General features: G+C 47.6%; 20 protein-coding genes. 9 read left to right on the top strand and 11 right to left on the bottom strand.

What is annotated here, in order from left to right; translation table 11 throughout:
- Nucleotides 1-276 precede the first annotated feature (276 nt).
- The 4 genes from ACFQ45_RS00945 to ACFQ45_RS00930 all read left to right on the top strand — a co-directional run bounded on the left by ACFQ45_RS00945 (nucleotide 277) and on the right by ACFQ45_RS00930 (nucleotide 4,213).
- On the top strand, nucleotides 277-1,215 hold the full coding sequence (locus ACFQ45_RS00945) for an ABC transporter substrate-binding protein (RefSeq protein WP_377364394.1): 939 nt from the start codon (nucleotides 277-279) through the stop codon (nucleotides 1,213-1,215).
- 77 nt (nucleotides 1,216-1,292) lie between these two features.
- The gene (locus ACFQ45_RS00940; RefSeq protein WP_377364392.1) at nucleotides 1,293-2,258 is read left to right on the top strand and encodes a FecCD family ABC transporter permease; all 966 of its coding nucleotides are present in this window, start codon (nucleotides 1,293-1,295) and stop codon (nucleotides 2,256-2,258) included.
- Between the two features lie 12 nt (nucleotides 2,259-2,270).
- Nucleotides 2,271-3,356: a FecCD family ABC transporter permease gene (locus ACFQ45_RS00935; RefSeq protein WP_377364390.1), complete on the top strand. Its 1,086-nt coding sequence runs from the start codon at nucleotides 2,271-2,273 to the stop codon at nucleotides 3,354-3,356.
- Nucleotides 3,353-4,213 carry an ABC transporter ATP-binding protein gene (locus ACFQ45_RS00930; protein ID WP_377364388.1) on the top strand — a complete coding sequence of 287 codons (861 nt, stop codon included), beginning with the start codon at nucleotides 3,353-3,355 and terminating at the stop codon, nucleotides 4,211-4,213. Before ACFQ45_RS00935 ends, ACFQ45_RS00930 begins: the two co-directional genes overlap by 4 nt.
- 2 nt (nucleotides 4,214-4,215) lie before the next feature.
- On the opposite strand, the gene ACFQ45_RS00925 is transcribed toward ACFQ45_RS00930, so the two are convergent.
- Nucleotides 4,216-5,115, bottom strand: coding sequence for a LysR family transcriptional regulator (locus tag ACFQ45_RS00925; protein WP_377364386.1), 900 nt, complete (start codon nucleotides 5,113-5,115; stop codon nucleotides 4,216-4,218).
- A 141-nt stretch (nucleotides 5,116-5,256) separates the two neighbouring features.
- Here ACFQ45_RS00925 and ACFQ45_RS00920 point away from each other — a divergent pair, with 141 nt between their 5' ends.
- Nucleotides 5,257-7,185, top strand: coding sequence for a TonB-dependent receptor domain-containing protein (locus tag ACFQ45_RS00920; RefSeq protein WP_377364384.1), 1,929 nt, complete (start codon nucleotides 5,257-5,259; stop codon nucleotides 7,183-7,185).
- 94 nt (nucleotides 7,186-7,279) lie between these two features.
- Here ACFQ45_RS00920 and glnE read toward each other — a convergent pair whose 3' ends face one another.
- Together glnE and ACFQ45_RS00910 are read right to left on the bottom strand one after the other, a co-directional pair.
- The gene (gene glnE, locus ACFQ45_RS00915; protein WP_377364382.1) at nucleotides 7,280-10,213 is read right to left on the bottom strand and encodes a bifunctional [glutamate--ammonia ligase]-adenylyl-L-tyrosine phosphorylase/[glutamate--ammonia-ligase] adenylyltransferase; all 2,934 of its coding nucleotides are present in this window, start codon (nucleotides 10,211-10,213) and stop codon (nucleotides 7,280-7,282) included.
- 16 nt (nucleotides 10,214-10,229) lie between these two features.
- Nucleotides 10,230-11,198, bottom strand: coding sequence for a CYTH domain-containing protein (locus ACFQ45_RS00910; protein ID WP_377364380.1), 969 nt, complete (start codon nucleotides 11,196-11,198; stop codon nucleotides 10,230-10,232).
- A 120-nt stretch (nucleotides 11,199-11,318) separates the two neighbouring features.
- On the opposite strand from ACFQ45_RS00910, the gene argE reads away from it, so the two are divergent.
- Together argE and argA are read left to right on the top strand one after the other, a co-directional pair.
- Entirely contained in the window at nucleotides 11,319-12,497 is a 1,179-nt protein-coding gene (gene argE / locus ACFQ45_RS00905) for an acetylornithine deacetylase (protein ID WP_377364378.1), read from the top strand.
- Entirely contained in the window at nucleotides 12,490-13,800 is a 1,311-nt protein-coding gene (gene argA / locus ACFQ45_RS00900) for an amino-acid N-acetyltransferase (RefSeq protein ID WP_377364376.1), read from the top strand. The genes argE and argA overlap by 8 nt, the downstream gene beginning before the upstream one ends.
- Nucleotides 13,801-13,846: 46 nt before the next feature.
- Here the strand turns inward: argA and ACFQ45_RS00895 are convergent, their stop codons facing one another.
- From ACFQ45_RS00895 to rpoE, 6 genes are all read right to left on the bottom strand, one after another.
- Nucleotides 13,847-14,272, bottom strand: coding sequence for a chemotaxis protein CheW (locus tag ACFQ45_RS00895; protein WP_377364374.1), 426 nt, complete (start codon nucleotides 14,270-14,272; stop codon nucleotides 13,847-13,849).
- A gap of 152 nt (nucleotides 14,273-14,424) precedes the next feature.
- Nucleotides 14,425-15,834, bottom strand: a complete 1,410-nt coding sequence (locus ACFQ45_RS00890; RefSeq protein WP_377364372.1) for a DegQ family serine endoprotease — start codon at nucleotides 15,832-15,834, stop codon at nucleotides 14,425-14,427.
- A 63-nt stretch (nucleotides 15,835-15,897) separates the two neighbouring features.
- A complete protein-coding gene (locus tag ACFQ45_RS00885; RefSeq protein ID WP_377364370.1) occupies nucleotides 15,898-16,362 on the bottom strand; it encodes a SoxR reducing system RseC family protein in 465 nt (154 codons plus the stop codon).
- Nucleotides 16,355-17,302, bottom strand: coding sequence for a MucB/RseB C-terminal domain-containing protein (locus tag ACFQ45_RS00880; protein ID WP_377364368.1), 948 nt, complete (start codon nucleotides 17,300-17,302; stop codon nucleotides 16,355-16,357). Before ACFQ45_RS00880 ends, ACFQ45_RS00885 begins: the two co-directional genes overlap by 8 nt.
- A complete protein-coding gene (locus ACFQ45_RS00875; protein WP_377365083.1) occupies nucleotides 17,299-17,952 on the bottom strand; it encodes a sigma-E factor negative regulatory protein in 654 nt (217 codons plus the stop codon). Before ACFQ45_RS00875 ends, ACFQ45_RS00880 begins: the two co-directional genes overlap by 4 nt.
- Nucleotides 17,953-17,954: 2 nt before the next feature.
- The gene (rpoE, locus tag ACFQ45_RS00870; RefSeq protein ID WP_377364366.1) at nucleotides 17,955-18,542 is read right to left on the bottom strand and encodes an RNA polymerase sigma factor RpoE; all 588 of its coding nucleotides are present in this window, start codon (nucleotides 18,540-18,542) and stop codon (nucleotides 17,955-17,957) included.
- A 222-nt stretch (nucleotides 18,543-18,764) separates the two neighbouring features.
- Between rpoE and nadB the strand changes: the two genes are divergently transcribed.
- Complete coding sequence (nadB, locus tag ACFQ45_RS00865) at nucleotides 18,765-20,360, top strand: L-aspartate oxidase (RefSeq protein ID WP_377364364.1); 1,596 nt, start codon at nucleotides 18,765-18,767, stop codon at nucleotides 20,358-20,360.
- Here the strand turns inward: nadB and ACFQ45_RS00860 are convergent.
- Together ACFQ45_RS00860 and ACFQ45_RS00855 are read right to left on the bottom strand one after the other, a co-directional pair.
- Nucleotides 20,344-20,628, bottom strand: a complete 285-nt coding sequence (locus ACFQ45_RS00860; RefSeq protein WP_377364362.1) for a hypothetical protein — start codon at nucleotides 20,626-20,628, stop codon at nucleotides 20,344-20,346. The two genes, nadB and ACFQ45_RS00860, sit on opposite strands and share 17 nt — an antisense overlap.
- A 139-nt stretch (nucleotides 20,629-20,767) precedes the next feature.
- Complete coding sequence (locus ACFQ45_RS00855; protein ID WP_377364360.1) at nucleotides 20,768-21,055, bottom strand: FAD assembly factor SdhE; 288 nt, start codon at nucleotides 21,053-21,055, stop codon at nucleotides 20,768-20,770.
- A gap of 324 nt (nucleotides 21,056-21,379) precedes the next feature.
- On the opposite strand from ACFQ45_RS00855, the gene ACFQ45_RS00850 reads away from it, so the two are divergent.
- Nucleotides 21,380-22,687, top strand: a complete 1,308-nt coding sequence (locus tag ACFQ45_RS00850; protein WP_377364358.1) for an ABC transporter substrate-binding protein — start codon at nucleotides 21,380-21,382, stop codon at nucleotides 22,685-22,687.
- The last annotated feature ends 44 nt before the right edge of the window (nucleotides 22,688-22,731 follow it).

The raw sequence follows: 22,731 nt of genomic DNA, 5'->3' as shown, positions 1-22,731 counted from the left end.
AAGCCCTCTTAATTGGAATCCTTACCATAGTTCACCAGCAGCCCTTAGGAAAGGACCACTTACAATCCATTACCAATCCCTATCGACCGCTACGCAAATTTCTTAACCCGTTACAGAAAATTTGCCATTGAAGTTAGTTCCGCAAAAGCCGTTGCACTTTCTGCAACGCCGCATTCAAGAAAACAATAAGGAAAACCCTCTTAAAAACATTCCTTAGTTAAATAGGAAGCATTATCATTCATTTTAACTTTTAAAGATTAACAAGGAGTTTCCCCGATGTCATTGATTCACCACCTTAAGCGAGTCTCTGCAGTTTCCATTATTGCACTCGCCACCAGCGCAGCATTAGCTGACGTAACCGTTGCCACAAAATACGGTGAGGTGACTGTCAAAGACAACGCAACTCAGGTTGTTACTCTGGCGGAAAGCGCCCTAGACGTAATGTCTGCCATTGATGTTGAGGTAGCAGGTTCTGTTGCTACGCGAGGCAGTGACACAGTGTCTCGTTACTTAGAAGACAAGCAAGCTGGCATTCAAATCGTTGGTACCGCGCGGGAAACAAATATCGAAGCGGTCATTGGTTTGCGCCCTGACGTTATTTTAGCGTCTTCCAGTCTGCCCAAAGCACAATACGATGTCCTGTCAAAAATCGCTCCGACTATCGTTCCTGACACCACATCAACTACCCCTGGCAGCTGGAAACAAGATGCCCGCTTGTACGGCAAAGCCATCGGTCAAAGCGACGCGATTGAGCAAGCGTTAAAAGCCGTTGACGACCGTGCCGCCAGCATCAAAGAAAAAGTCGATGCCAACATTCCAGCGGATCAACGTACTGCGTTTATCGCTCGCTGGATGCCACAAGGTGCCATTGTTATGTCAAAAGACCTGTTTGTAGGCTCCTTGTTGAACCAAGTCGGTTTTAAAGCAGACGATGGTGGCCTACTAAAACCGGGGCGCCCTCACTCTAGCCCTCTTAGCCTAGAAAACCTAAGCACTATTGATGGCGATTGGTTATTCCTTGCAACACTGAATGATGATGGTAAAGAAGCGTTAGATGCGGCTAAAAAATCCCCTGCATTCGCTCGCTTAGATGTGGTGAAGTCTAACCATACCGCAACTGTAGATGGTCAGGTTTGGAGCAGTACTTCTGGACCGCTGGCAGCCCATGTGATTTTGGATGACATCGAAGCACTATTGGAAGCGAATACCCAATAATGACCACAGCGTTTAGTAGTATATTTTTCCTTTCAAAAAGGGCGCCTTCACAGCGCCCTTTAGTCGTTTGTGTGGCCATGACCACAGCGCTACTAATGGCTGCGTGCATTGTCTCCCTTTTAATTGGCGCTGGAGAAGTCACGCCTAGTCATGCATGGCAAGCCATCATAGGCCAAGGCTCAGATGAAGCCATATTTGTTGTCTCTGAACTACGCCTGCCGCGCACCATAATTGCAGTGGTCGTGGGCATGGCATTGGGACTCTCTGGTGCCTTAATGCAAGCCGTTGCTCGCAACCCATTGGCAGAACCTGGGCTTCTTGGCGTCAGTGCGGGGGCATCCTTTGCGGTAGCGATTGCGCTCATTTTAGGTGCCAGTGCCGCCACCTTAGCCGTGGGCGTTGCGCAGCTTGGTGCGTTAGCTGGATGCGTCTTCGTCATGGCAGCAGCCCGTCTACAAGGTCAATTCAAAGACCCTGTTCGCTTGGTCTTAGCGGGGGCAGCCTTGTCTTCCCTATTGTCTGCACTCACTTCCATCCTCCTGATGTACGATGAGCGCGCAGCGGATGAAATTCGTTTTTGGGTCACTGGCAGTGTTGCTGGGCGTTCCATGGATTCCCTCTACCCCGTGCTCCCCTACTTCGCTATTGCGGCTGGCTTGATTCTTTATGTGGCTAAACCCTTGGCATCCATTGCCTTGGGCGAAAAAGTCGCACTTGGACTAGGCCATAAACCTCGTACTATCCGCTATTTAGTGATTTTGATCGTAGCCATCCTAACCGGCACGGCTACGGCCATTGCGGGACCCATTATGTTTGTGGGTTTGGTGGTACCCTTTGCAGCCCGAGCACTCGTAGGACCAGACATCCGCCGCACCATGATCATGTGTTTGCCCATTGGGCCGTTAATGATTATCTGCGCCGATATTCTCACCCGTTTAATTGCCCAACCTACAGAAATGCCCCTAGGGGTTCTGACCGCTATTGTCGGAGCACCTGTATTGATGTTGATTGTACGCGCTAAACGTTTACCAACTTTGTCCTAGGTGAGATGTATTATGTCATTATCTAATAGCTCCTTTGATTCTCACAACGCTGACAACCGAGCCCTGCCTAGGAATACGCGTCTTTTGGAATGGGGGCGAAGCAGCCTGCTCATCGATATGGCAGCAGCACGACGTAATGGTATGTTGTTGATTGCCTTAATCGTCGTTAGCGTCATTTCTTTGGGCTTTGGCACCTTGTCTATTGCCCCTAATGAAGTCGTCATGGCGCTGTTTGGTTATGGGGATACCATGACTCAGTTTGTAATAAACGAACTGCGTCTGAATCGACTACTAGCAGGTATTTATACGGGGGCCGCATTTAGTGTGGCCGGCTGTTTGATGCAAACCGTTGCCAGAAACCGTCTTGCCACCCCTGGCATTATCGGCATCGATAACGCTGCCATGGCCTTTGCTGTGGCATCAGTCGTAGGCGTAGGTATTAGTTTAGCGCCATCAGCCATGGCCCTAACGGGAGCCGCCACCGCCACCGCTCTCGCCTTTATAATAGGAGGTGGCAGTGGCACTCGTGGCTACCGTTTTATTGTGGCGGGCCTAGCGGTAGGCTCTGTGTCAGCAGCCATTTCGCAATTACTCCTATCTCAGGTTCACATTGATACCGCTAACGCGGCGTATCCTTGGACCGTTGGCAGTCTTTCCGGTCGCCCTGAAGATGAAATTCCCATCATGGGCTGGGTCACCTTAATAGGTTTAGTTTTGAGTCTTGTATTGGCCCGTTGGTTTCAGTTGATGGCCTTTGGTGACCCGGTTATTACTGCCCTAGGCAATCGCCCCAATCAGCTTAGATTGGTGGCTGTGATCATCTCTGTCGCTTTAACTGGCTTCGCTGTTGCTTTAGCTGGACCCGTAGGATTGGTGGCGTTGGTCGGACCAGAAATGGCGCGAACCTTTGCCCGCCACCGGGGATTGCCCCTGTTCTCCAGTGCCCTCTGCGGTGCCATTGTGATGGTGCTCGCAGACTTTGTTGGACGTACAGCATTGAGCCCTATCGAACTGCCCGTCGGGGTTATAACTGCCATTATTGGTGGCCCTTATTTACTTTGGATTTTAATTCGCAAGCCTAAACAGAGCACATTATGAGCCAGACAACTTCACCACTACTGACCGACAAGCTGACTCTAAAACATTCAGACCATACCATCATAGATGGTTTGTCTGTTTCGTTTCCAAAAGGCAAGGTAACTGCCATTGTGGGCCCAAACGGCTGCGGTAAATCGACCCTATTAAATGGCCTGTCACGGGTTCATCAACCTGCTGCCGGACAAATCATTTTAGATAGCAAGGACATCCACTCACTCCCTTCAAGAGAGGTGGCGAAAAAGCTTGCTTTGCTGCCCCAGGAAACTTCGGCGCCAGATGGCATCACGGTGAAGGAATTGATTCGCTTTGGTCGTCATCCCCATCAAAACTTTTTAAAGCAATGGGGCATGGATGATCGTACAGCGATTAATTTCGCCTTAAATGCAGCTAACCTGGAAGACTTATCCGACCGTTTACTGGATACCCTCTCCGGTGGGCAACGTCAGCGGGCATGGATTGCCATGTCCATTGCTCAAGAGACGCCAGTCTTGCTTTTGGATGAGCCGACCTCGGCATTGGATTTAGGTCATCAGATTGAAGTGTTTGATTTGATTCGGGAGCTGGCGGAGCAAGGAAAGACCCTAGTAATGGTGGTCCATGATTTAGCGATGGCGGCTCGGTATGCGGATCATCTAATCGCTATGAAGTCAGGGGAAATCGTGGCCCAGGGTGCGCCAAAGGACATTATCACGTCGGAATTAATGGACAGCCTTTATGGGGTGCACTGTGATCTTCTGGAAGACCCAAGCACTGGCGCCCCCATTTTAGTTAATGTTCGACGCAGTCAGAGACAAACGTCTAATCCTACCCCCTCAGAAACAGCCAAAAGCTCTTCTGAAAAGCCCGCTCTAGCGTAATGCTAGAGCGTTGCTTGGTAAGCCTTCTTAATCTGCTTCATAAATTCTTGGCAACGCTTTGGAAGATGGCCATAAGGGTACATCAAATAAAGCGGTAAACTCGGAGCTTGCCACTCGGGCAATACCATCTCCAAATCATCCGAATGAAATTTTGCACGGGAGGCGACCAAGTATTCCGGCAAGACGCCAATGCCTCGACCGTTAACAATGGCATCCAGATGGAAACTCATTAAATCCGTAGACAATCTAGAGGTCGGCATTTTGAGGCTTGCATAGCCATGCTCTTCATGGAAGAGTGAAAGCATGTGATCCGATGAATAGAAATTATGCAGATTGACCCAATCTTTTTGACCTAGCTCATCAATCGTTTCTGGCACCCCCACGGAAGTTAAATAATCGGGGCTAGCATACAAACCACAGCGCATTTCCCCCATTAGCTCAGTTTTCAGGTCTGTTTCCTCCAGCTCTCCAATCCAGATCACTACATCGGTTGCGGATTGCACATCTTCCAACGCACTTACGGTATACACATCAATATTGATTTCTGGGTATTCAGCGAGATATTTGAAAATTTCCCGGGTCACCCAAGAGCGGCTCAAGCCGGAAAATAGAGCCACCTTTAGTTTCCCTGATACGGTTTCCTTTAACTCATCAACCTTACGATGGGCGCGTCCCACCATTTCAAGAATAGTATTGGCATAGGGCAAGAAAGCACGCCCCGCATCATTGGCAAAGATTCGATTCGCTTGGCGTCTCATTAACGGTTGCTTGAGCACATCCTCTAAATGAGAGATACGTCGACTCAAGGTGGATTTGGATACGCCAAGCTCTTTGGCGCTGGCCCCAAGACTTCCTGTTTCAATAACAGAGACAAAACTCTGCAAATCACTCAAATCGTACATAATCCAATCATCTCTTCCCAAGGTGTTCTAATTTCTGCAACGGCTCATTTCACCACAAGTGTAAACATTTAATGCAAAATATAAATGATAAGGATTCGCATTCCTTTTTGTATTCATATTTTTTAAAGGACTTAACCCAGCATGTCTCGCACGCACTTTCCCTTTACACTTGTAGCTGCCAGCTTACTTTTCGCACACAGCGCTCAGGCAGACACCGTCAACCTGGAAGAATTGGTCGTCAGCGCCTCAGGTTACGAACAAAATACCGAAGATGCTGCCGCTTCAATTACGGTGATCTCCGCCGATGAACTCGAAAAGAAAAACTACCGTGATGTCACAGATGCCCTAGCCTCCGTTCCTGGCGTCTATGTCTCTGGCGGTGGCTCGACCTCAGACATTACCATGCGTGGCTTGGGAGGCAAGTACACTCTAATTTTGGTGGACGGTAAACGCCAAGGCAGCCGTGAGACACGCCCAAACTCTGATGGCCCAGGTATCGAACAAGGTTGGCTACCACCGGTCACAGCGATTGAGCGTATTGAGGTAGTACGTGGCCCTATGTCCTCTTTGTACGGTTCTGACGCTCTCGGCGGTGTTATCAACATTATTACCAAGAAAGTACAACCCGAGTGGCATGGTGAAGTGAGCGTTGGCACTGTTATCCAAGAAGACAGTGATTCTGGCGACTCTCGTCAAGCGGACTTCTATGTCGCTGGCCCTGTTGTTGAAAACAAACTAGGTCTCGAAGTATATGGTCAAATCTCGCAACGGGATGAAGACAACATCGAAGATGGCTATGCGGAACAAAGCATCAAAAACCTAACCAGTAAAGCCACCTGGCAGATCAACGACCAGCAATCCCTTAAGTTTGAAGCGGGTACTGAAAAACAAGATCGTGACAGAACAACTGGCAACAGTAGTGATTCAGACAGCACCAATGATTATCAACGGGATCATTTCTCTGTCACCAATGAGTTAAACACTAACTCAGGGCAACATACGACTTATTTAAGCTATGAAGAGAACGACAATAAGACTCGTGAAATGGTGTATGAGTCTACTGTACTAAACCATCAGAGCCATTTGTTCTTTGATCGTCACACCCTAACCGTTGGTGGACAATTTGAAAATCAAAAGCTAACGGATACAGGCAACCAGTTAAGCTCTGACGTTGATCAGCTAGAACGTTGGCAAGCAGCAGTGTTTGCTGAAGATGAATTCTATCTAACTGATGATTTTGCCCTAACCACAGGCCTACGGGTGAACGAAGATGAAAACTATGGCACTGCGGTGACACCTCGCATTTACGGTGTTTGGCATACCACTGATACCATTAGCTTAAAAGGCGGTATTAGCGCGGGTTACCGTTCTCCGGACCTACGTCAGGCAACAGACGGTTGGGGACAAATTACTGGTCGTGGTTCCGGTATGATTCTTGGTAACTCGGATCTTGAAGCTGAAAAGAGCATCAGTCATGAAGTGGGCATCGCTTGGAATAATCGCCAAGGAACTAAAGCGGAATTAACAGCTTTTTACACTCAATTTAAAGACAAGATTACAGAAGAGCGCATCTGTGACGTAGATGCAGGGGACGCGAGCTGTGATGGCGGCTATGACTTCATCAGCACTCGCTACAACGTGGATGATGTTGTCACACAAGGTATTGAAGCCTCTTTCGGCACCATGTTAACTGACAACCTAAGTTGGGATATTGGTTACACCCTAACTGACTCCGAACAGAAATCTGGAGAGTTCAAAGGCGAACCTTTGAACCGTATTCCGAAACATCGCGTGCATACCAATCTATCTTGGGATGCAACCGATAAGCTGAATGTTTGGGGTGAGTTAAACTACGTGGGTGAAACCTCTGATGGACTCTCCCGTACCAGCATGGCAGAAGGTTACCCAGACTACACATTGATTGACACTGGCTTAGCTTATCAAGCAACGGAAAGTGTCACCCTCTATGCAGGGATCTATAACTTATTAGACAAAGAAATTGATAGCGATACTTACGGTAGCATTCAAGATGGTCGTCGCTACCACGCCAAGATCAAAGTCGCCTTCTAACATAAAACCACTGCACATTTCGGTAATCGAAGTGTGCTAGTAGGTCTAAGGTTTCCTTTCTTATCCCCTAACAATGGCCTTGTTAGGGGATTTTTTATAATCGTTCATCTGCCTCTTGTTGAACAAACGCTTCCCAATATTGAGTGATGACGTTCTGATTTTGCTCAAGAGTTTCCAGTGGCACTAAACGCCCTAATTTCTGCAAGGTTTGTCTATGTGCGGTGGCGCGATAAAAGGTATAAGCGTCGACAAGCTTCGCTACCGTACTGGCTTCCATTAAGCCAGATTTTACCGCCATTTCGAGTTGCCGAATGTTATCGGAATAGAGCATCAATTCTGGGTGCTCATTGGACCAAGCCAACACCAAGTACTGCACCATGAATTCTATGTCGATGATACCGCCGGCACCTTGCTTCAAATCAAAGCCTTTTTCAGCACCGCTGGTGTCCAAATGGGCGCGCATTTTCTCACGCATTTGAATCACGTCTTGCTTAAGGGCTGTACGGTCCCTAGGACGTGCCAAAATTCGCTGCCGGGCGTCATCAAACTTTTGAGTTAATCGAGCATCTCCCGCTAGGGCCCGAGCACGACAGAGCGCTTGATGTTCCCACACCCACGCTTCGCTTTCCTGATACGCGCAGAACGCATCTAAACTGGCCACCAGTAGCCCAGAGTTGCCGGAAGGACGTAGGCGCATGTCCACCTCATAAAGACGCCCCGCCCCAGTAAAGCTGGTGAGTAAATGAATCATGCGCTGTCCGAGGCGAGTATAAAATACCAAATTATCGATACTGCGCTCCCCTGACGTGGCGTGATTTAAGGGGGCATCATGGATAAACACTAGGTCCAAATCAGAGTCATACCCAAGCTCAATGCCCCCTGACTTGCCATAGCCCACAATGACAAGTTCTGGATGGGCCGCCATACCGCTGTCAGAGGTAGGATATCCATGGCGTTGGGTGAGATAATGCCAAGATTGCTGCAATACTTGCTCGAGCAATACTTCAGCCAACCAGGTCAAATGGTCGCTCACCTTCATCAAAGGGAGCACTCCCGTAATATCACAGGCGGCCACACGCAACGTAATGGATCGTTTGAAGCGACGCATAGCATCCATATGGGCTTCTTCATCCTCTTCAGGCAGCCTGAGAAGGGTCTGCTTGAGCTCCAAGGCCATCATGTCCTTTGAGGGCGGCGAAAATAACGTATTCGCGTCCAGTAGCTCATCTAACAATGCGGGAGAGTTGCTGATGGCCTCAGAGAACCAAACACTTTCTCGACACAGTCGCATCAAATGCACGATGGCACTCTGATTTTCCGAGAGCAAAACTAAATAGGAGGTTCGTCGATTGACAGCCTCCATGATCGGAATAACACGCTCAAGCACCACATCAGGATTTTGCTCAGCTTCCAGATGGCTCAATAAGGTCCCTAAGAATACCGCCAAACGCTCTTGACCGATGGGTTGCATGTAAACCACTGAGCGAGCTCCTAGAAACCGACTTAGCTGCTCAAGGACTTGCTCTGGATTCTGCCATGCCACATCGGCAATAGCGTCTTTGATCCCATCCAGATCATCCGGGTGCTTAATTAAAACACGCCAAGCTTCTTGCTGACGTACATCACAGGAGGTTTCTTCTGCGCCATCGTCGATCAAATCTAAGAAGTAGTGGTGCACACGATGCCGGTGGGCCCAAAGCTTGTCGCTTAACGCCTGCCAATTTGGCTCCCCAACGTGATAAGCCAACCTCTGCCGCTCTGTCTCCGTATCAGGCAATAACTGGGTTTGTTCATCACATGCCCCTTGCAAGGCATGTTCAACGCGCCTCAAATAACGGTAAGCGGACAATAACTCTTGAACTTCTTCATCTGGTAAATAACCATGTTTTCCAAGTGCTGGTAACACAGAAAACAACGCCGCATTTTGCAGCGCCTGATCACGCCCCCCATGGAGTATTTGCAAGGCCTGAACGATAAACTCAACTTCCCGTATGCCGCCTTCACCAAGCTTTATATTGTGCTCAATGCCTTGTCTGCGCACTTCTTTGGCGATCATGGCTTTTAAGTCACGTAAGGCACCAATGGCCCCAAAGTCTAAATATTTGCGATAGACAAATGGACGGCGAAGGGCTTCGAACTCCTGCACATCAAGGGGGTCACCCGCCATCACACGGGCTTTGATCATGGCATAACGCTCCCAATCCCGTCCTTGATCTTGGTAGTAGTTCTCTAGGGAGTCCATGCTCATGACGAGGGCACCAGACTGACCAAACGGTCTTAGGCGCATGTCTACCCGAAATACAAAGCCTTCCGCATTCACTTGATCCAAGTGCTGAATCAACTTTTGACCAATCTTGGTAAAGTATTCCTGATGGGAGAGACTCTTGCGCCCACCTTGGGTGTCACCATGCTCTCTAAAAGCAAAAATTAGGTCGATGTCTGAGGACAAATTCAGCTCATACCCACCTAATTTCCCCATGCCGATTACGATCAATTTCTGCGGCTGGCCCTTGGAGTCTAAGGCTTGTCCATAAAGTCCCTGATATTGGCGAATACTCCACATCTGACTAACATTGACTGTGACATCCGCCAATTGGCTCAACAATGCCGTTAAACGCTCTAACGGCATGGTTTGCTCTATGTCAGCAGCGACTAGGCGTACCATCCACCAATGACGGTAGCGGCGTAATTGCTGCATTAGGGTCGCTTCGTCCCAGTCTGGTAAGTCATCTAAATCAGTGTCAGCCCCTTTCCCCCAGCACTTTTCACCGGCAGCCAATTGATTCACAGAAGGAGGAGCCAGGGCTTCCTGACTATCAAATAGGGTCTCTAACCAATGGGGAAAGCGCACCAGTTGTTTGTGGACATAGTCACTCAACAGCCAGAGGCGTTCCGCTTGCTGTAGACGTTCTTCAGTGATCTCTAAACCAATACGTCGCTCAATAGCATCCAAGATGGCTTGGCGCTTGTTAACAACATAATCTTGGGAGTACAGGGCTTGCACATCAGGAAGGGGCGTAAGGCTCAAACTTCAATCCTTTTTATTATTGTGTTTTGTCCAATTGTTTATTTAACCAGTATCCAACTTCAAGCATTATCACTCCCGTGTCTGTGGTGCCAGCAAGCTTAGACAGTAAAGAGCTGTCATCATCTTCAAACAAGGATTCGAATTTAGCTTCAAGGGCTGCCAGTGGAGTTGCCACGGACTCGGGAGTACATTTTTGCAGTTGCACGATCGAAGACAGGATCGGCTGTAACAGCGCTTCATCTTTTAGGTGAAACATCGCTTCCCAGTAAACTAACCAGGTTTCATACCAGTATTCAGCGAACGCTTGTAACGAGTCAGTCGGATTTGGCTTGGTAGGAAACTCAATACGTCGATGTTTTAAGCGCGTACCTTTCTGGGCTTTAGAGACAGTGCTGACTTGGACAGGCAGCTCAGCCGCCAAATGTTTGGCAAACTGATAAAGGGCAAGTTCAGGCCCAGACTTAAGTTCTAATTCAAGTTCCGAGATATCATCTTGACCATAGCTGGAAGACACAACACCTTGATCGCATACCACTTCTATCGTGGCCCCTTCGTATTCAATCAGCCACACATGTCGCTTAAAGTCTGTCCGAAACACTTCCACTAAATCTCGAGACCAGGCCATATCAACCAAAGCCTCAGGTAAGGGCACTTCTTCCAATAACGATAGATCCAGCACATCAGAGGAGATACGCCACTCCCACTCTCCACGCTCGTGCATGCCAATACGACTGCTACCGCGGGTTTTAACCGTTTGGATATACTGTTGATTAACGGCTCGAATGCGTAGGGCAATGCCGTTGTCCATTAGCAGTCCATTCGCCGTATCGTAATACCCATTCATTAAATCAAGTGTCGGTTGACGAACATTTATGCTGCCCTGCCCCCCATCATTCATTTTTTCACAAAATGCATCGAGACAAGCACACGCCGACTTGAGATACTCGGGTTGAACCATTAATTTAAGTTCAAGCTCGGTAGCCATATTGAAAACCTCTCAATCTTCCGGTATACCGGAGACAACCAGTGTAGAGCAGTAAGTTTACCAGAAGCCTAGGTAGGAGCTATACACACTTTAAACAGGCATCAGATAAAGGAGTATCCAATGTCTAAACTTCCTTCACTAATCAGCATGATGTCACAGTTGATCGCTGTGCCCTCTATCAGTTGTAGTCAAGCCAGCTGGGATCAGTCAAATAAAGGCGTCATATTATTGCTAGAAGACTGGCTTTCAAGCCTCGGTTTTCAATGCGAAATCATGCCTCTCCCAGAACAACCAAACAAATTCAATTTAATCGCTACCCTAGGTCAAGGGGCAGGCGGTTTAGTCTTATCTGGGCACACAGATACCGTCCCCTACGACGAAGATCGCTGGACCAGCAACCCATTTACGTTACAAGAGCGAGACAATCGCTTATATGGGCTTGGAACCTGCGACATGAAAGGTTTCTTTGCCATCGTCATAGACACGTTACGCGACATGGATTTAAGCAAATTACAGCAGCCCCTTATCATTCTTGCTACCGCTGACGAGGAAAGCTCCATGGAAGGTGCCCGTGCGTTAGTGGACGCTGGCCGCCCAAAAGGACGCTATGCGTTGATCGGTGAACCCACCTCCCTAACGCCGATTCATGCCCACAAAGGCATTATGATGGAAAAGATCCGTATCACGGGGCAAGCAGGACACTCTTCCAACCCGAATTTAGGTAATAACGCCCTAGACGCCATGCACAGTGTCTTGTCAGAGTTGATGCAATATCGTCAGCATTTAAAAGACACCTACCGCGACGCCAACTTTGTCATCGACTATCCGACCATGAACTTTGGCTGTATCCACGGGGGTGACAGTCCAAATCGCATCTGTGGACGTTGTGAACTTGAGTTTGACTTGCGCGCCCTGCCAGGCATGAATAATCAGGCCCTACTTGAAGACATTACAGCATTGCTGCCTAAAATCGAGCGCAACACTGGTACAAAAATTCAGCTAAATGAGCTATTCCCGAGTGTGCCATCGTTCTCAACGAAGAAAGAGTCCGATATCATTCAAGCTTGTGAACGACTAACAAACAAACCCGCTGATACAGTCGCCTTCGCTACTGAGGGTGGATATTTAAATCAGTTAGGCATGGAAACCCTGATTCTTGGTCCAGGCTCCATAGACCAGGCCCATCAACCTAATGAGTTTATGGGACTGGATCAGATCAAACCCATGCAACACGTTATTAATGGATTAGTGAAACGCTACTGCGTCACTAGCAACGAAAATGAGGCAGCAAGTGTCTGACGAACACAGTTATGTGGATTGGTTTCGCCACTCCTCCCCCTACATCAATGCTCACCGTGGTAAGACTCTTGTCATCTTGATCCCCGGTGAAGCCTTTGAGAGCCCTAACTTCGCCAATATCATCCATGATTTGGCCCTACTGGATTCCCTTGGCATCCGCCTTGTCTTAATCCAAGGGGCTCGGCCACAAATTAGCCGTGCATTAGAAAACCGACGCCTTACTTCCATTATCGAAGATGGCTACCGTGTTACGCCTCAAGATCAGTTGATTGATATCATTCAAGCCTCTGCAGCGGTTCGGGTACAGCTGGAAGCCCAGCTTTCCATGGGGCTGTCGAATACCCCTATGGCCAATGCAGGCTTGAAGGTGTGCAGCGGTAATTACGTGGTCGCTCGCCCACTGGGCGTGGTAGATGGTATTGACTATGGCCACTCAGGGGAAGTTCGTAGAATCGACAGTGATGCTATCTTTCGCTTACTGGAAGATGACAACATGGTGCTGTTGCCACACCTAGGCTTTTCTCCAACCGGCGAGGTATTCAACCTTAAAGCTGAGGATGTGGCCACCCAAGCAGCCATCCAATTAAAAGCCGATAAGCTGATCATCTTCACGGAAGACGAAGGCATATTTGATGATAAGGATGAACTGTACTCAGAATTGCTGGCCAACCAAGCGGACACCATCTTAGCACGCCACACCCTATCATTTGCCACACACAGCGCCTTAGAAGCCTGTGTGATGGCGGTAAGAGGTATGGTTCCTCGCTCTCACATCATCTCATTCAATGAGAATGGTGGCCTTCTGAGTGAGCTTTTCACCCGGGAAGGCTCAGGCACCATGATCGACGAAGACAGCTACGAAAAGCTACGTGGCGCTACCATTGATGATGTCGGCGGCATGATGCAGTTGCTGGCGCCATTGGAAGCCAAAGGCATTCTCGTTCGCCGCTCACGTGAGCTATTAGAAAACGAAGTGGAACGCTTTATCGTGATCGAACGTGATGGTGCTATTGTTGCGTGCGCTGCCCTTTATCCCTTTGAACAAGAACGGGCGGGAGAGCTCGCCTGTGTTGCCGTATCACCGGAGTACCGAGGCTCTAATCGAGGCGAAAGGCTACTGAAAGGAATTGAAGGAGAAGCGAAAAAGCTTGGCTTGAACACTCTCTTTTTGCTGACGACACGAACCGCACACTGGTTTGTTGAACGCGGCTTTCAAGAGACCACTTTGACAACTTTGCCTGCCAAAAAGCAAGCTTTGTACAATTACCAGCGCAACTCTAAAATCTTTTCAAAGCAGCTCTAGATAGGTAACTTTTCAGATATGAAGCCAGCGTTCAAACGCTGGCTTATTAATTGAGTGCAGCGCAATAATTACTAAAATCCACCAGAATAAACAGCTCTTCATCCCGTTGCAGGGTCCCTTGAATGCAATCATGGGAGCGGTATTCCAGAGTTTGCGTTTCTTCATCACTAGGCAAGTCCATCACCTGCTCCACGTCTTCGACTCGAATGCCAAAGTACCCCGTAGGCAAATCCAGCACTAGAATGTGTCCTTCATCCTCACATTGGGTAGGATCTAAATTTAGTAAATGAGTTCCATACAGTACCGTCACCATATGACCACGCACATCAATCATACCCTCTACGCCGGCACCAGCCCCTGGAACAGGTGCGGGAGATTGATAGCTAAGCACTTCCTTAACACTTGATAATGGATGCACATAACGCTCATCCCCTAAACGAAAACAAATGCCTTTCTCTAGGACCTGTTCCACAGACTCTCCTGAAATTATTTTAACTCTAATAAAAAAAAGACTTTAAACCACTAAAAATCAGATAAAAATAGTTACATGACTAATCTTTTTATTCAAGCTGAGACACAAAAAAGCCCGCTTTACAGCGGGCTTTTAAAGTCAAACCTAAATCGTTATTCCACAATTTTAAATGGAATAAACATAGGGTAACCGTCACGAATCACACGCATCGGTACAGAGCGATTATTTGGTACCTCTTTTGCAATATCAGCAAAGCTCTGAGGATCCTTAATCACCTGCCCATTGAACATGGTAATGACATCACCTTGTTGCAGGCCATTTCGCGCTGCAGCGCCACCCAACACTTGTTGAACAACAACACCGCCTTCGACGCTCAAGCGCTCAGACATTTCATCCGTTACCGGAGCGACTGTCATACCCAATCGACCTTGTTGTTCCTGCTGCTGGTTCTGCATTAGGTTCTCATCATCAGGACGCTTAGCCAGGGTAATAGTAATGGTACGCTCTTCCCCATCACGGAACACTTTCGCTTCCGCCTTAGTATCCACTTTAAGCTGACCCACTAGATAAGGTAGCTCAGAAGAATGCTCAATGGTTTTACCGTTGAATTCCATGATGATATCACCGGCTTTTAATCCCGCAGCCTCTGCTGGAGAATCAGGCATCACTCGACTCACTAAGGCACCGTGAGGACGATCCAAGTTAAAGGACTCAGCCAGATCGTTGTTCACATCTTGAATCAAGACACCCAACCAAGCACGGGAAACTTTACCATCTGCTTTAAGCTGGTCTACAACTGACATGGCCATATTGGCTGGTATAGCGAAGGACACCCCCATAAAACCACCGGAACGAGTGTAGATTTGTGAGTTAATACCCACTACCTCGCCGTCTAGGTTAAATAAAGGTCCACCTGAGTTACCAGGGTTGATTGCAACGTCAGATTGAATGAATGGCACATAGTTATCACTGGGTAAGTTTCGACCAATGGCACTTACAATCCCAGCCGTCACTGTGTAGTCAAAACCAAACGGCGAACCAATCGCGAGCACCCACTGACCGGCTTTCAGCTCATCAGAATCGCCCATTTTTACTATGGGTAAATCTTCCGCCTCAATTTTAAGCAGGGCCAAATCAGTGCGGGCGTCAGTCCCTACCAGTGTCGCTTCATATTCACGGCGGTCGTTCAAACGAACATGAATCACATCCGCCCCATCAATCACGTGATTATTCGTCAACACATACCCATCATGGGAAATAATGAAACCAGACCCTAGAGAGCTTCGCTGACGCTGTTGTTGACGCGGCTGCTGGGGTTGCTGTTGACCGAATGGCTGCTGGCCAAAAAAGTGACGGAAGAACTCATTAAGCTCCTGCGCATCAGGGCTTAACTGCCTATTACTCGACGATACCGACTGTTCGGTGCTGATGTTTACAACAGCAGGAGAAGAGTCTTCAACGAGCTCGGTAAAATCAGGAAGGTTCGCTGCATGGGTAAGCGCAGAGAAAAGCATCAGCACACTGACGCTGACTAGGCTCACACGTTTTAGCAATTTGTTCATTTATTGGTCTCCTCAGATGTACCAAAGTTTAACTTGCTATAGTTGTGTCAGGTGAAGAGGATTTCAGGCTTTTTGCACTACTGGAATGAATGGTGCCTGTGCATTAATTTTCAAGATGCGTGGATAAAACTCTGGATTATCGGCTTCGCGAGACGCCTTCCTTTTTGCCGTCCACAAACCACCCAAAAAACCACACAGTGCTCCGACAATTGACACAATGGATTGTTCCGTAAAAAGTGAAGGTAATGCAGCGCCCGCGACTAACCCTAGTAAAGGCACGGCATACATCCAAAAAGACGCTTGTAAAAGAGTGTCTTCAGGTATACCGACAGTGACGTTTTGCCCCACCGCTAAAGACTCTGGAGCAATAACCTTCATCAGCATTCGGTTGCTGTTAGACACTTTCGCAATGGTATGATGGCCACAACCATGTCGCGCTCGACACGTTGAGCAGGTGCTGGTGCGGATGGTTTCTACTTCTGCAATGCCGCCATCAATCGACAGCACGGTACCTTGTTCTTCAATCATATTCTGCTTTCGGCATTATTGCCGTCATCAATCGCTGAATCGTTTGCGCAGGGACTTCCCCCACAAGGGTCAGCAGGTAAGTTTGATCTCCCACTTGAATCGACTTTTCACCAGCAATGGTTGCACCAAGATTCATCAAGGTCTGAGGACGTTTACGGTCAGACTCCTCAACAAAAACAGACACCGTACTCATTCCATCTGACAATAGCATCATGTTGGTTGTGTCATTCATTTTACGGGCATTAGACCATACCAGATCAAAGCCTTGAGGCAGCCACTCAAATTGCCAACGATTAGGCACTGGATCTGGGTCGGATTTCACAAACTGTTGGGTGTGCAATCCCTCTTTAGGGCTAAAATCTTCTGCTTTCAAGTCCGGTATAAAGTTTACTGAAGTGAACTGTATGCGTTCAAGCAGCTCTCCGTTGTTATCCAGTACATCGTGTTTAAGCAAAAATCCATTTTCTTTATCCACCCAAAATGAGTGCCCATAGCGATATTCGTCTTTGGGGATCAAAGTCAGTTTAACGGCTTGTCGTGATGCTATGCGTTTATGATTGTCAGCAATACGAATGTCATAAGTCTGAACTAAACGTCCCTCATCAAGCTTTTTAAAACGCTTGAATGGTGTATTTGGCACTAATCCAATATCAAAATCTTCTTTTTCCTTGTAGACGCAAATGACACTGTCATCCACTCGAATAACTTCTATCCGTTGTCCATCTAAATCTTCAAGGCTTTCGTATGCCACACCACCAATGAGACCATGGCGGATACGCATGCTGTTCATAGCACCAGCTTCTTGGTGTACAAACACCCCTTCATAGGACAAGTTGTCGAAGGAATTCACCATGCGAGACAGCCAATCTACTCCCACATTACTTGCGTGAGCGAGTGGCAGAGTCAAGCACAGGATTAAAGTCAGAAACGCTCGTATCATTGACGCTCGCCTTGTGGGTAACTCACTACCCGCGCCATAGGAATCATGCCTTGTCCAACTGTCATAGAAGCCTGCTGTGCGTGCTGTCTCAAATAGCTTTGCAAACGTTCATTGTTTTCCAGAGCCATCTCCCCTCTTAACTCCTGTACCGGCACAACATTTTGCTCAATGACAGGCGCTCGAGCAGCTGTTGCTGTTACCGAGGAGAAGCCGTTGTCAGGTGTGCTCAGAAGCAAATTGCCACCTAATAACACCATCAATGCCACACTTGCAGCCACCGCAAGGCCGCCAAAAATCGGCCCCTTGGTGTTTTTAGATTCTGACTCGCTCACTACAGGCAAAGAAATATCCAAGGTGTTGCGTTGTGGGGCCTCATTGCGAACTGGAAATGCCACAATATTGTTATCTGGAATGTCTTTCTTTAACTTATCGTGAATACCCGCTAAAAAAGCGCTGGAATCAAAAATTAAATGTTCGCTATCCGGTTGTACGGTTTGATAGATCTCATGATAGTGATCAAGTTTGTAGGCAAGATCGTTTTTATCTGCTGCCAACAATCTTTCTATATCCTCTGCATTGGCCTCGTTATCCAAAAATGCAGATAGGCTTTCATAAGTCCCTGAGCCGAATTTGCCATTATGTTTGGACATAACTAGTCTCCTCCCCCGACAATGGGGCGAATACGTTTTTCAACTGCTTCACGCGCACGAAAAATTCGTGATCTGACAGTACCGACTGGGCAATCCATCACTTGAGCGATGTCTTCATAACTTAAGCCGTCAAACTCTCTCAATGTGAGAGCTCCCCGAAGCTCTTCAGGTAGATCTCTAATAGCCGATTGGATCTCGGTCTCTAGACGATCACGATTCAGATTTGCATCCGGAGTGCCCACATCTGACAATTCTGCATAACTTGCATGGGTGTCTTCGTTATCCAGCTCCACGTCAGAAGACGGTGGACGGCGAGAACGACTCACTAAATAATTTTTTGCTGTATTGACGGCAATTCGATAAAGCCAAGTGTAAAACGCACTGTCTCCACGAAAACTATCAATCGCTCGATATGCCTTGATAAAACTGTCTTGCGCCACATCCAGCACTTCTTGCTTGTCCTGAATATAACGGGAGATTAACGCTGCCACCTTATGCTGGTACTTCAATACCAACAGATCGAAGGCACGTTTATCGCCTGTTTGAACCCGCTTAACCAACGCCTCATCACTGGACGTTTCGTGCTGCATAGGCACCTCATAATTTAAAATCATATTGCGCCCGCCTATTTGTTAAACAAGTGGACAACACCCTAGTTTAGGAGTTCCATGACAACCGGAACCTGAATGGTTAAATATTGTATTCCATTTGCCTCTCAGGCCGAAGTCTAATCGCGTTTGCTCCACAAAGTATTCATTGCCACAGCGAAGCAGTGTACTATTGGTAAGTTTATTACAAGTTAGAACAACAAGATGAGCCTACACTTACACCACGATATCGTCATCATTGGCGCTGGCGCTGCCGGCCTAACCCTTGCCCTTGAGCTGGCTGCCACCCATAAAGTTGCTATTTTGACTAAGGGCGATATTACTGAAGGCTCAACACTCTACGCCCAAGGCGGCGTTGCCGCTGTATTATCTGATACAGATACGGTGGAATCACATGTTCAAGACACCATTTCTGCTGGGGCCGACTTAGGCGATGAAGCCGCGATCCGCTTTACGGTGGAGCATTCAAAAGAAAGCATCGACTGGCTAATCGAACAAGGGGTGCCCTTCACCCGCCATGGTGACAAGGACGACTACCACCTGACCAAAGAAGGCGGACACAGTCATCGACGCATCATTCATGCGGCGGATGCCACAGGGCTAGCCATCTCCAAAACATTGATTGAAAACGCCGTTGCCCACCCAAACATTCATTTTTATCCCGATCGCATGGCCATTGACCTGGTCACTACCCAAAAGCTTGGCATCCCTGGGGAAAACAGAGTCATTGGCACTTATGCACTGAATCAAGCAGAAGACCAAGTGGAAGTCTTTCACGCACGCCGCGTAGCACTCGCCTGTGGGGGGAGTAGCAAGGTGTATTTGTATACTAGCAATCCTGATACCGCATCCGGTGATGGTATTGCCATGGCATGGCGTGCAGGGTGTCGTGTTGGCAACATGGAATTCAATCAGTTCCACCCGACTTGCTTGTACGATGCCAAAGCGAAAACTTTCCTGATTTCGGAAGCTGTTCGTGGAGAAGGTGGTCGCCTACTGCTACCTGACGGTAGTCGTTTTATGTTCAATTTTGATGAGCGCGGCGAGCTCGCACCACGAGATATTGTTGCCAGAGCGATTGACCATGAGATGAAGCGCCTTGGTGTGAAGCATGTTCTACTGGATATTTCACACAAAGACCCAGAATTCATTAAAGAGCATTTTCCGACAATCTATCAACGCTGCCTTAAATACGGATACGACTTAACCAAAGAGCCGATTCCTGTCGTGCCTGCCGCCCATTACACCTGTGGAGGCGTCGTGGTGAATCAAAAAGGCGCTACGGATGTAAAAGACTTATATGCCATTGGAGAAACCTCCTATACAGGGCTCCATGGGGCAAACCGACTTGCTAGCAACTCCTTGTTGGAATGTATCGTCTATGCCAGAGCTGCCGCCAAGGATATTATGGCTGATCAATCCGTACGGGGGGATTTTATGATCCCTGATTGGGACGAATCCAAAGTAACGGACTCGGACGAAGATGTGGTTATCACCCATAATTGGCACGAATTACGCCGCTTCATGTGGGATTACGTTGGCATAGTACGCACTAATAAGCGACTTCTGCGGGCCAAACATAGGGTTGATTTGCTCTTGTCTGAAATTGAAGAGTTTTACTCGAATTACAAGGTCTCAGCAGACTTGATAGAGCTGCGCAACTTGGCTGTGGTGGCAGACCTTATCATTCAATCAGCCGCAGCAAGAAAAGAAAGCCGTGGACTGCATTTCACTCTAGATTACCCTGATAAATTAGAGCATTCTTCCGCGACTATTTTAAAACCTAGGATCCGTTCTTAGCAGATGCTGACTGGCCAATAAATTTCGCGACATTTAATGTTGAACGAACGAGCCGATAGTCATCATGGGTGAATTGATCTCGATACAATACTTGGTGACGTTGTATTAGGAAAAAGCCAATACCTTGTAGCCAAGTTTCCTGATTTGCTGGGGCCAGACTCACCACCATCCAGCCATCATTTTGATACACAAGGCGCACAGGATAGGTCTTTTCTCCCCTAGCTAAAGACACCTTTCCATCATCAAGCTGTACCAGATGACAAGCCATTCGCCTCTGCAATCCCCTCACAGTTAGAGCACCAAGCCAAAAAAGTATCAACGCACTTTGCGAAAGTTGTAAATACACAATGAGGACAGTCGCTGCCAGCAAAAACAGCAGCGACATCAGCCATTCAAGGCGGGAGGATTTATTTAGAACGATAGTTTTCAGGTTGTACTCGAGTCACAATAATATCAACAATACGCGCTAAATCTGGATCTTCCGGCACCTCTTTTTGCATAAACCAAGGGAAGATCTCTTGGTCCTCACACTCAATTAATTTGTAAAAGCGCTGTTTATCTTCTTCGCTCAGCGTCAAAAACACATCATCCAAAAAAGGCTCAAATAAAACATCCAGCTCAAGCATGCCACGTCGGCATTGCCACTTTAGACGTTTAAAGCCCATTGACTCTTTATTATCAATTACATCTGTCATACACACTCTCCCACAAAGGTGCCGCCATTATAGCCACTGGCCTGTTTTGGGCAAATAAGCGAAATCAAACCTATAATGCTTTTTTGACTACAAATAGTGATAAAGCCTTGATTTATGTGCAAATAGAGCAAAGTCAAAAGAGTATTATTTTGACTACATTTTTGATCAATTAAGTAGTAACGAAACAAAAAAGTACATAAAGTGGCTGTATATGTACTAGTTAGTCAATTGTTTTATGGCTTATATTTACTCCACTTGATCAGCAAACGATCAAGACCACTAGGTGCGACAATAAAAAGAAACTTACCCAAACTGGGAGAACCTATGAAAAGTCTTACCAAAACAGCCGTCGCTTGTGCGGTATCCTTCGCAGCAATCAATGCCTTTGCTGAAACGCAAATCACAGTCGCTACCGTGAATAACGGTCACATGATTGAGATGCAAAAACTAACACCAGAATTTGAAAAGCAATACCCTGACATCAAAGTCAAATGGGTAACGCTGGAAGAAGGTGTCCTTCGTCAAAACGTTACACAAGATATTGCAAATGGCAGCGGTCTATACGACGTGATGACCATCGGTATGTACGAAGCTCCTATTTGGGGTGAGCGCGGTTGGTTAGAGCCAATCGATACAAGCGGTTCTTATGACGTTGATGATATTTTGCCATCTATCCGTGGCGGTCTATCTTACGACGGCACTATGTACGCATCGCCATTCTACGGTGAGAGCTCTATGGTTATGTACCGTAAAGATCTTGCGGAGAAAGCAGGTGTCACCATCAGTGACCGTGATAGCTGGGAAGATATCCGTAATGCGGCAGCAGCAATGAACGATCCTGAAAATGGCGTTTACGGCATCTGTCTACGTGGTAAAGCAGGTTGGGGTGACAACATGGCCTTCCTAACGGCTATGGCAAACTCTTTCGGTGCTCGCTGGTTCGATATGGACTGGAAACCACAACTAGAATCTGCAGAGTGGAAAAACGCTGTTAGCTTCTACGTTGACATGATGGGTAAATACGGCCCTCCAGGCGCAAGCGGTAACAGCTTCAACGAAAACTTGGCACTGTTCAACGAAGGTAAATGTGGCATGTGGATCGACGCTACTATCGCTGCCTCTTTCGTAACGGATCCAAAACAATCTAAAGTCGCAGACAAAGTTGGCTTCGCACAGTCTCCTTACTCTAAAACAGAGAAAGGCGCTAACTGGTTGTGGTCTTGGGCGCTTGGTATCCCAGCTGCTACTAAAAACGCTGAAGCTGCACAAACCTTCGTACGTTGGGCCACTTCAAAAGACTACATCAAGCTTGTAGGCGAAACGAATGGTTGGGGCGCTGTACCAACAGGTACTCGTCAATCCACTTACGAAAATCCTAAGTTCCAAAAAGCAGCCGTCTTTGCTGATGCAGAACTTAAAGCGATCAACTCTGCTAACCCTAACGACAGCACACTAGAACCATCTCCATACGTGGGCGTTCAATTTGCTGCGATTCCTGAGTTCCAAGCAATTGGTACTACCACTGGCCAGATGATCTCTGGTGCATTGGCAGGCAGCTTATCGGTTGATCAAGCTCTTAAATCTGCGAACCGCTCTGCAGATCGTCAAATGCGTCAAGCGGGTTACTACTAACCAGCTGTCGTACATCGATACTAAACAGGGGCGATAGTGCCCCT

Source organism: Rhodanobacter aciditrophus (assembly GCF_042679525.1).
Classification (GTDB): Bacteria; Pseudomonadota; Gammaproteobacteria; order Pseudomonadales; family Marinomonadaceae; genus Marinomonas; species Marinomonas aciditrophus.
Note: the sequence above shows the minus strand (reverse complement) of the source record. Positions and strands in the feature narration are given on the sequence as shown.

What these genes read in the sequence shown, in the direction of transcription:
- ACFQ45_RS00930 (WP_377364388.1), top strand. Translation starts at nt 3,353, where the DNA reads ATGAGCCAGACAACTTCACCACTACTGACCGACAAGCTGACTCTAAAA.
- ACFQ45_RS00855 (WP_377364360.1), bottom strand. Translation starts at nt 21,055, where the DNA reads ATGACAGATGTAATTGATAATAAAGAGTCAATGGGCTTTAAACGTCTA.
- ACFQ45_RS00940 (WP_377364392.1), top strand. Translation starts at nt 1,293, where the DNA reads ATGACCACAGCGCTACTAATGGCTGCGTGCATTGTCTCCCTTTTAATT.
- ACFQ45_RS00860 (WP_377364362.1), bottom strand. Translation starts at nt 20,628, where the DNA reads ATGGCTTGTCATCTGGTACAGCTTGATGATGGAAAGGTGTCTTTAGCT.
- ACFQ45_RS00910 (WP_377364380.1), bottom strand. Translation starts at nt 11,198, where the DNA reads ATGGCTACCGAGCTTGAACTTAAATTAATGGTTCAACCCGAGTATCTC.
- ACFQ45_RS00935 (WP_377364390.1), top strand. Translation starts at nt 2,271, where the DNA reads ATGTCATTATCTAATAGCTCCTTTGATTCTCACAACGCTGACAACCGA.
- rpoE (WP_377364366.1), bottom strand. Translation starts at nt 18,542, where the DNA reads ATGCAGCACGAAACGTCCAGTGATGAGGCGTTGGTTAAGCGGGTTCAA.
- argE (WP_377364378.1), top strand. Translation starts at nt 11,319, where the DNA reads ATGTCTAAACTTCCTTCACTAATCAGCATGATGTCACAGTTGATCGCT.
- ACFQ45_RS00880 (WP_377364368.1), bottom strand. Translation starts at nt 17,302, where the DNA reads ATGATACGAGCGTTTCTGACTTTAATCCTGTGCTTGACTCTGCCACTC.
- ACFQ45_RS00945 (WP_377364394.1), top strand. Translation starts at nt 277, where the DNA reads ATGTCATTGATTCACCACCTTAAGCGAGTCTCTGCAGTTTCCATTATT.
- ACFQ45_RS00885 (WP_377364370.1), bottom strand. Translation starts at nt 16,362, where the DNA reads ATGATTGAAGAACAAGGTACCGTGCTGTCGATTGATGGCGGCATTGCA.
- nadB (WP_377364364.1), top strand. Translation starts at nt 18,765, where the DNA reads ATGAGCCTACACTTACACCACGATATCGTCATCATTGGCGCTGGCGCT.
- ACFQ45_RS00925 (WP_377364386.1), bottom strand. Translation starts at nt 5,115, where the DNA reads ATGTACGATTTGAGTGATTTGCAGAGTTTTGTCTCTGTTATTGAAACA.
- ACFQ45_RS00850 (WP_377364358.1), top strand. Translation starts at nt 21,380, where the DNA reads ATGAAAAGTCTTACCAAAACAGCCGTCGCTTGTGCGGTATCCTTCGCA.
- ACFQ45_RS00875 (WP_377365083.1), bottom strand. Translation starts at nt 17,952, where the DNA reads ATGTCCAAACATAATGGCAAATTCGGCTCAGGGACTTATGAAAGCCTA.
- ACFQ45_RS00890 (WP_377364372.1), bottom strand. Translation starts at nt 15,834, where the DNA reads ATGAACAAATTGCTAAAACGTGTGAGCCTAGTCAGCGTCAGTGTGCTG.
- ACFQ45_RS00920 (WP_377364384.1), top strand. Translation starts at nt 5,257, where the DNA reads ATGTCTCGCACGCACTTTCCCTTTACACTTGTAGCTGCCAGCTTACTT.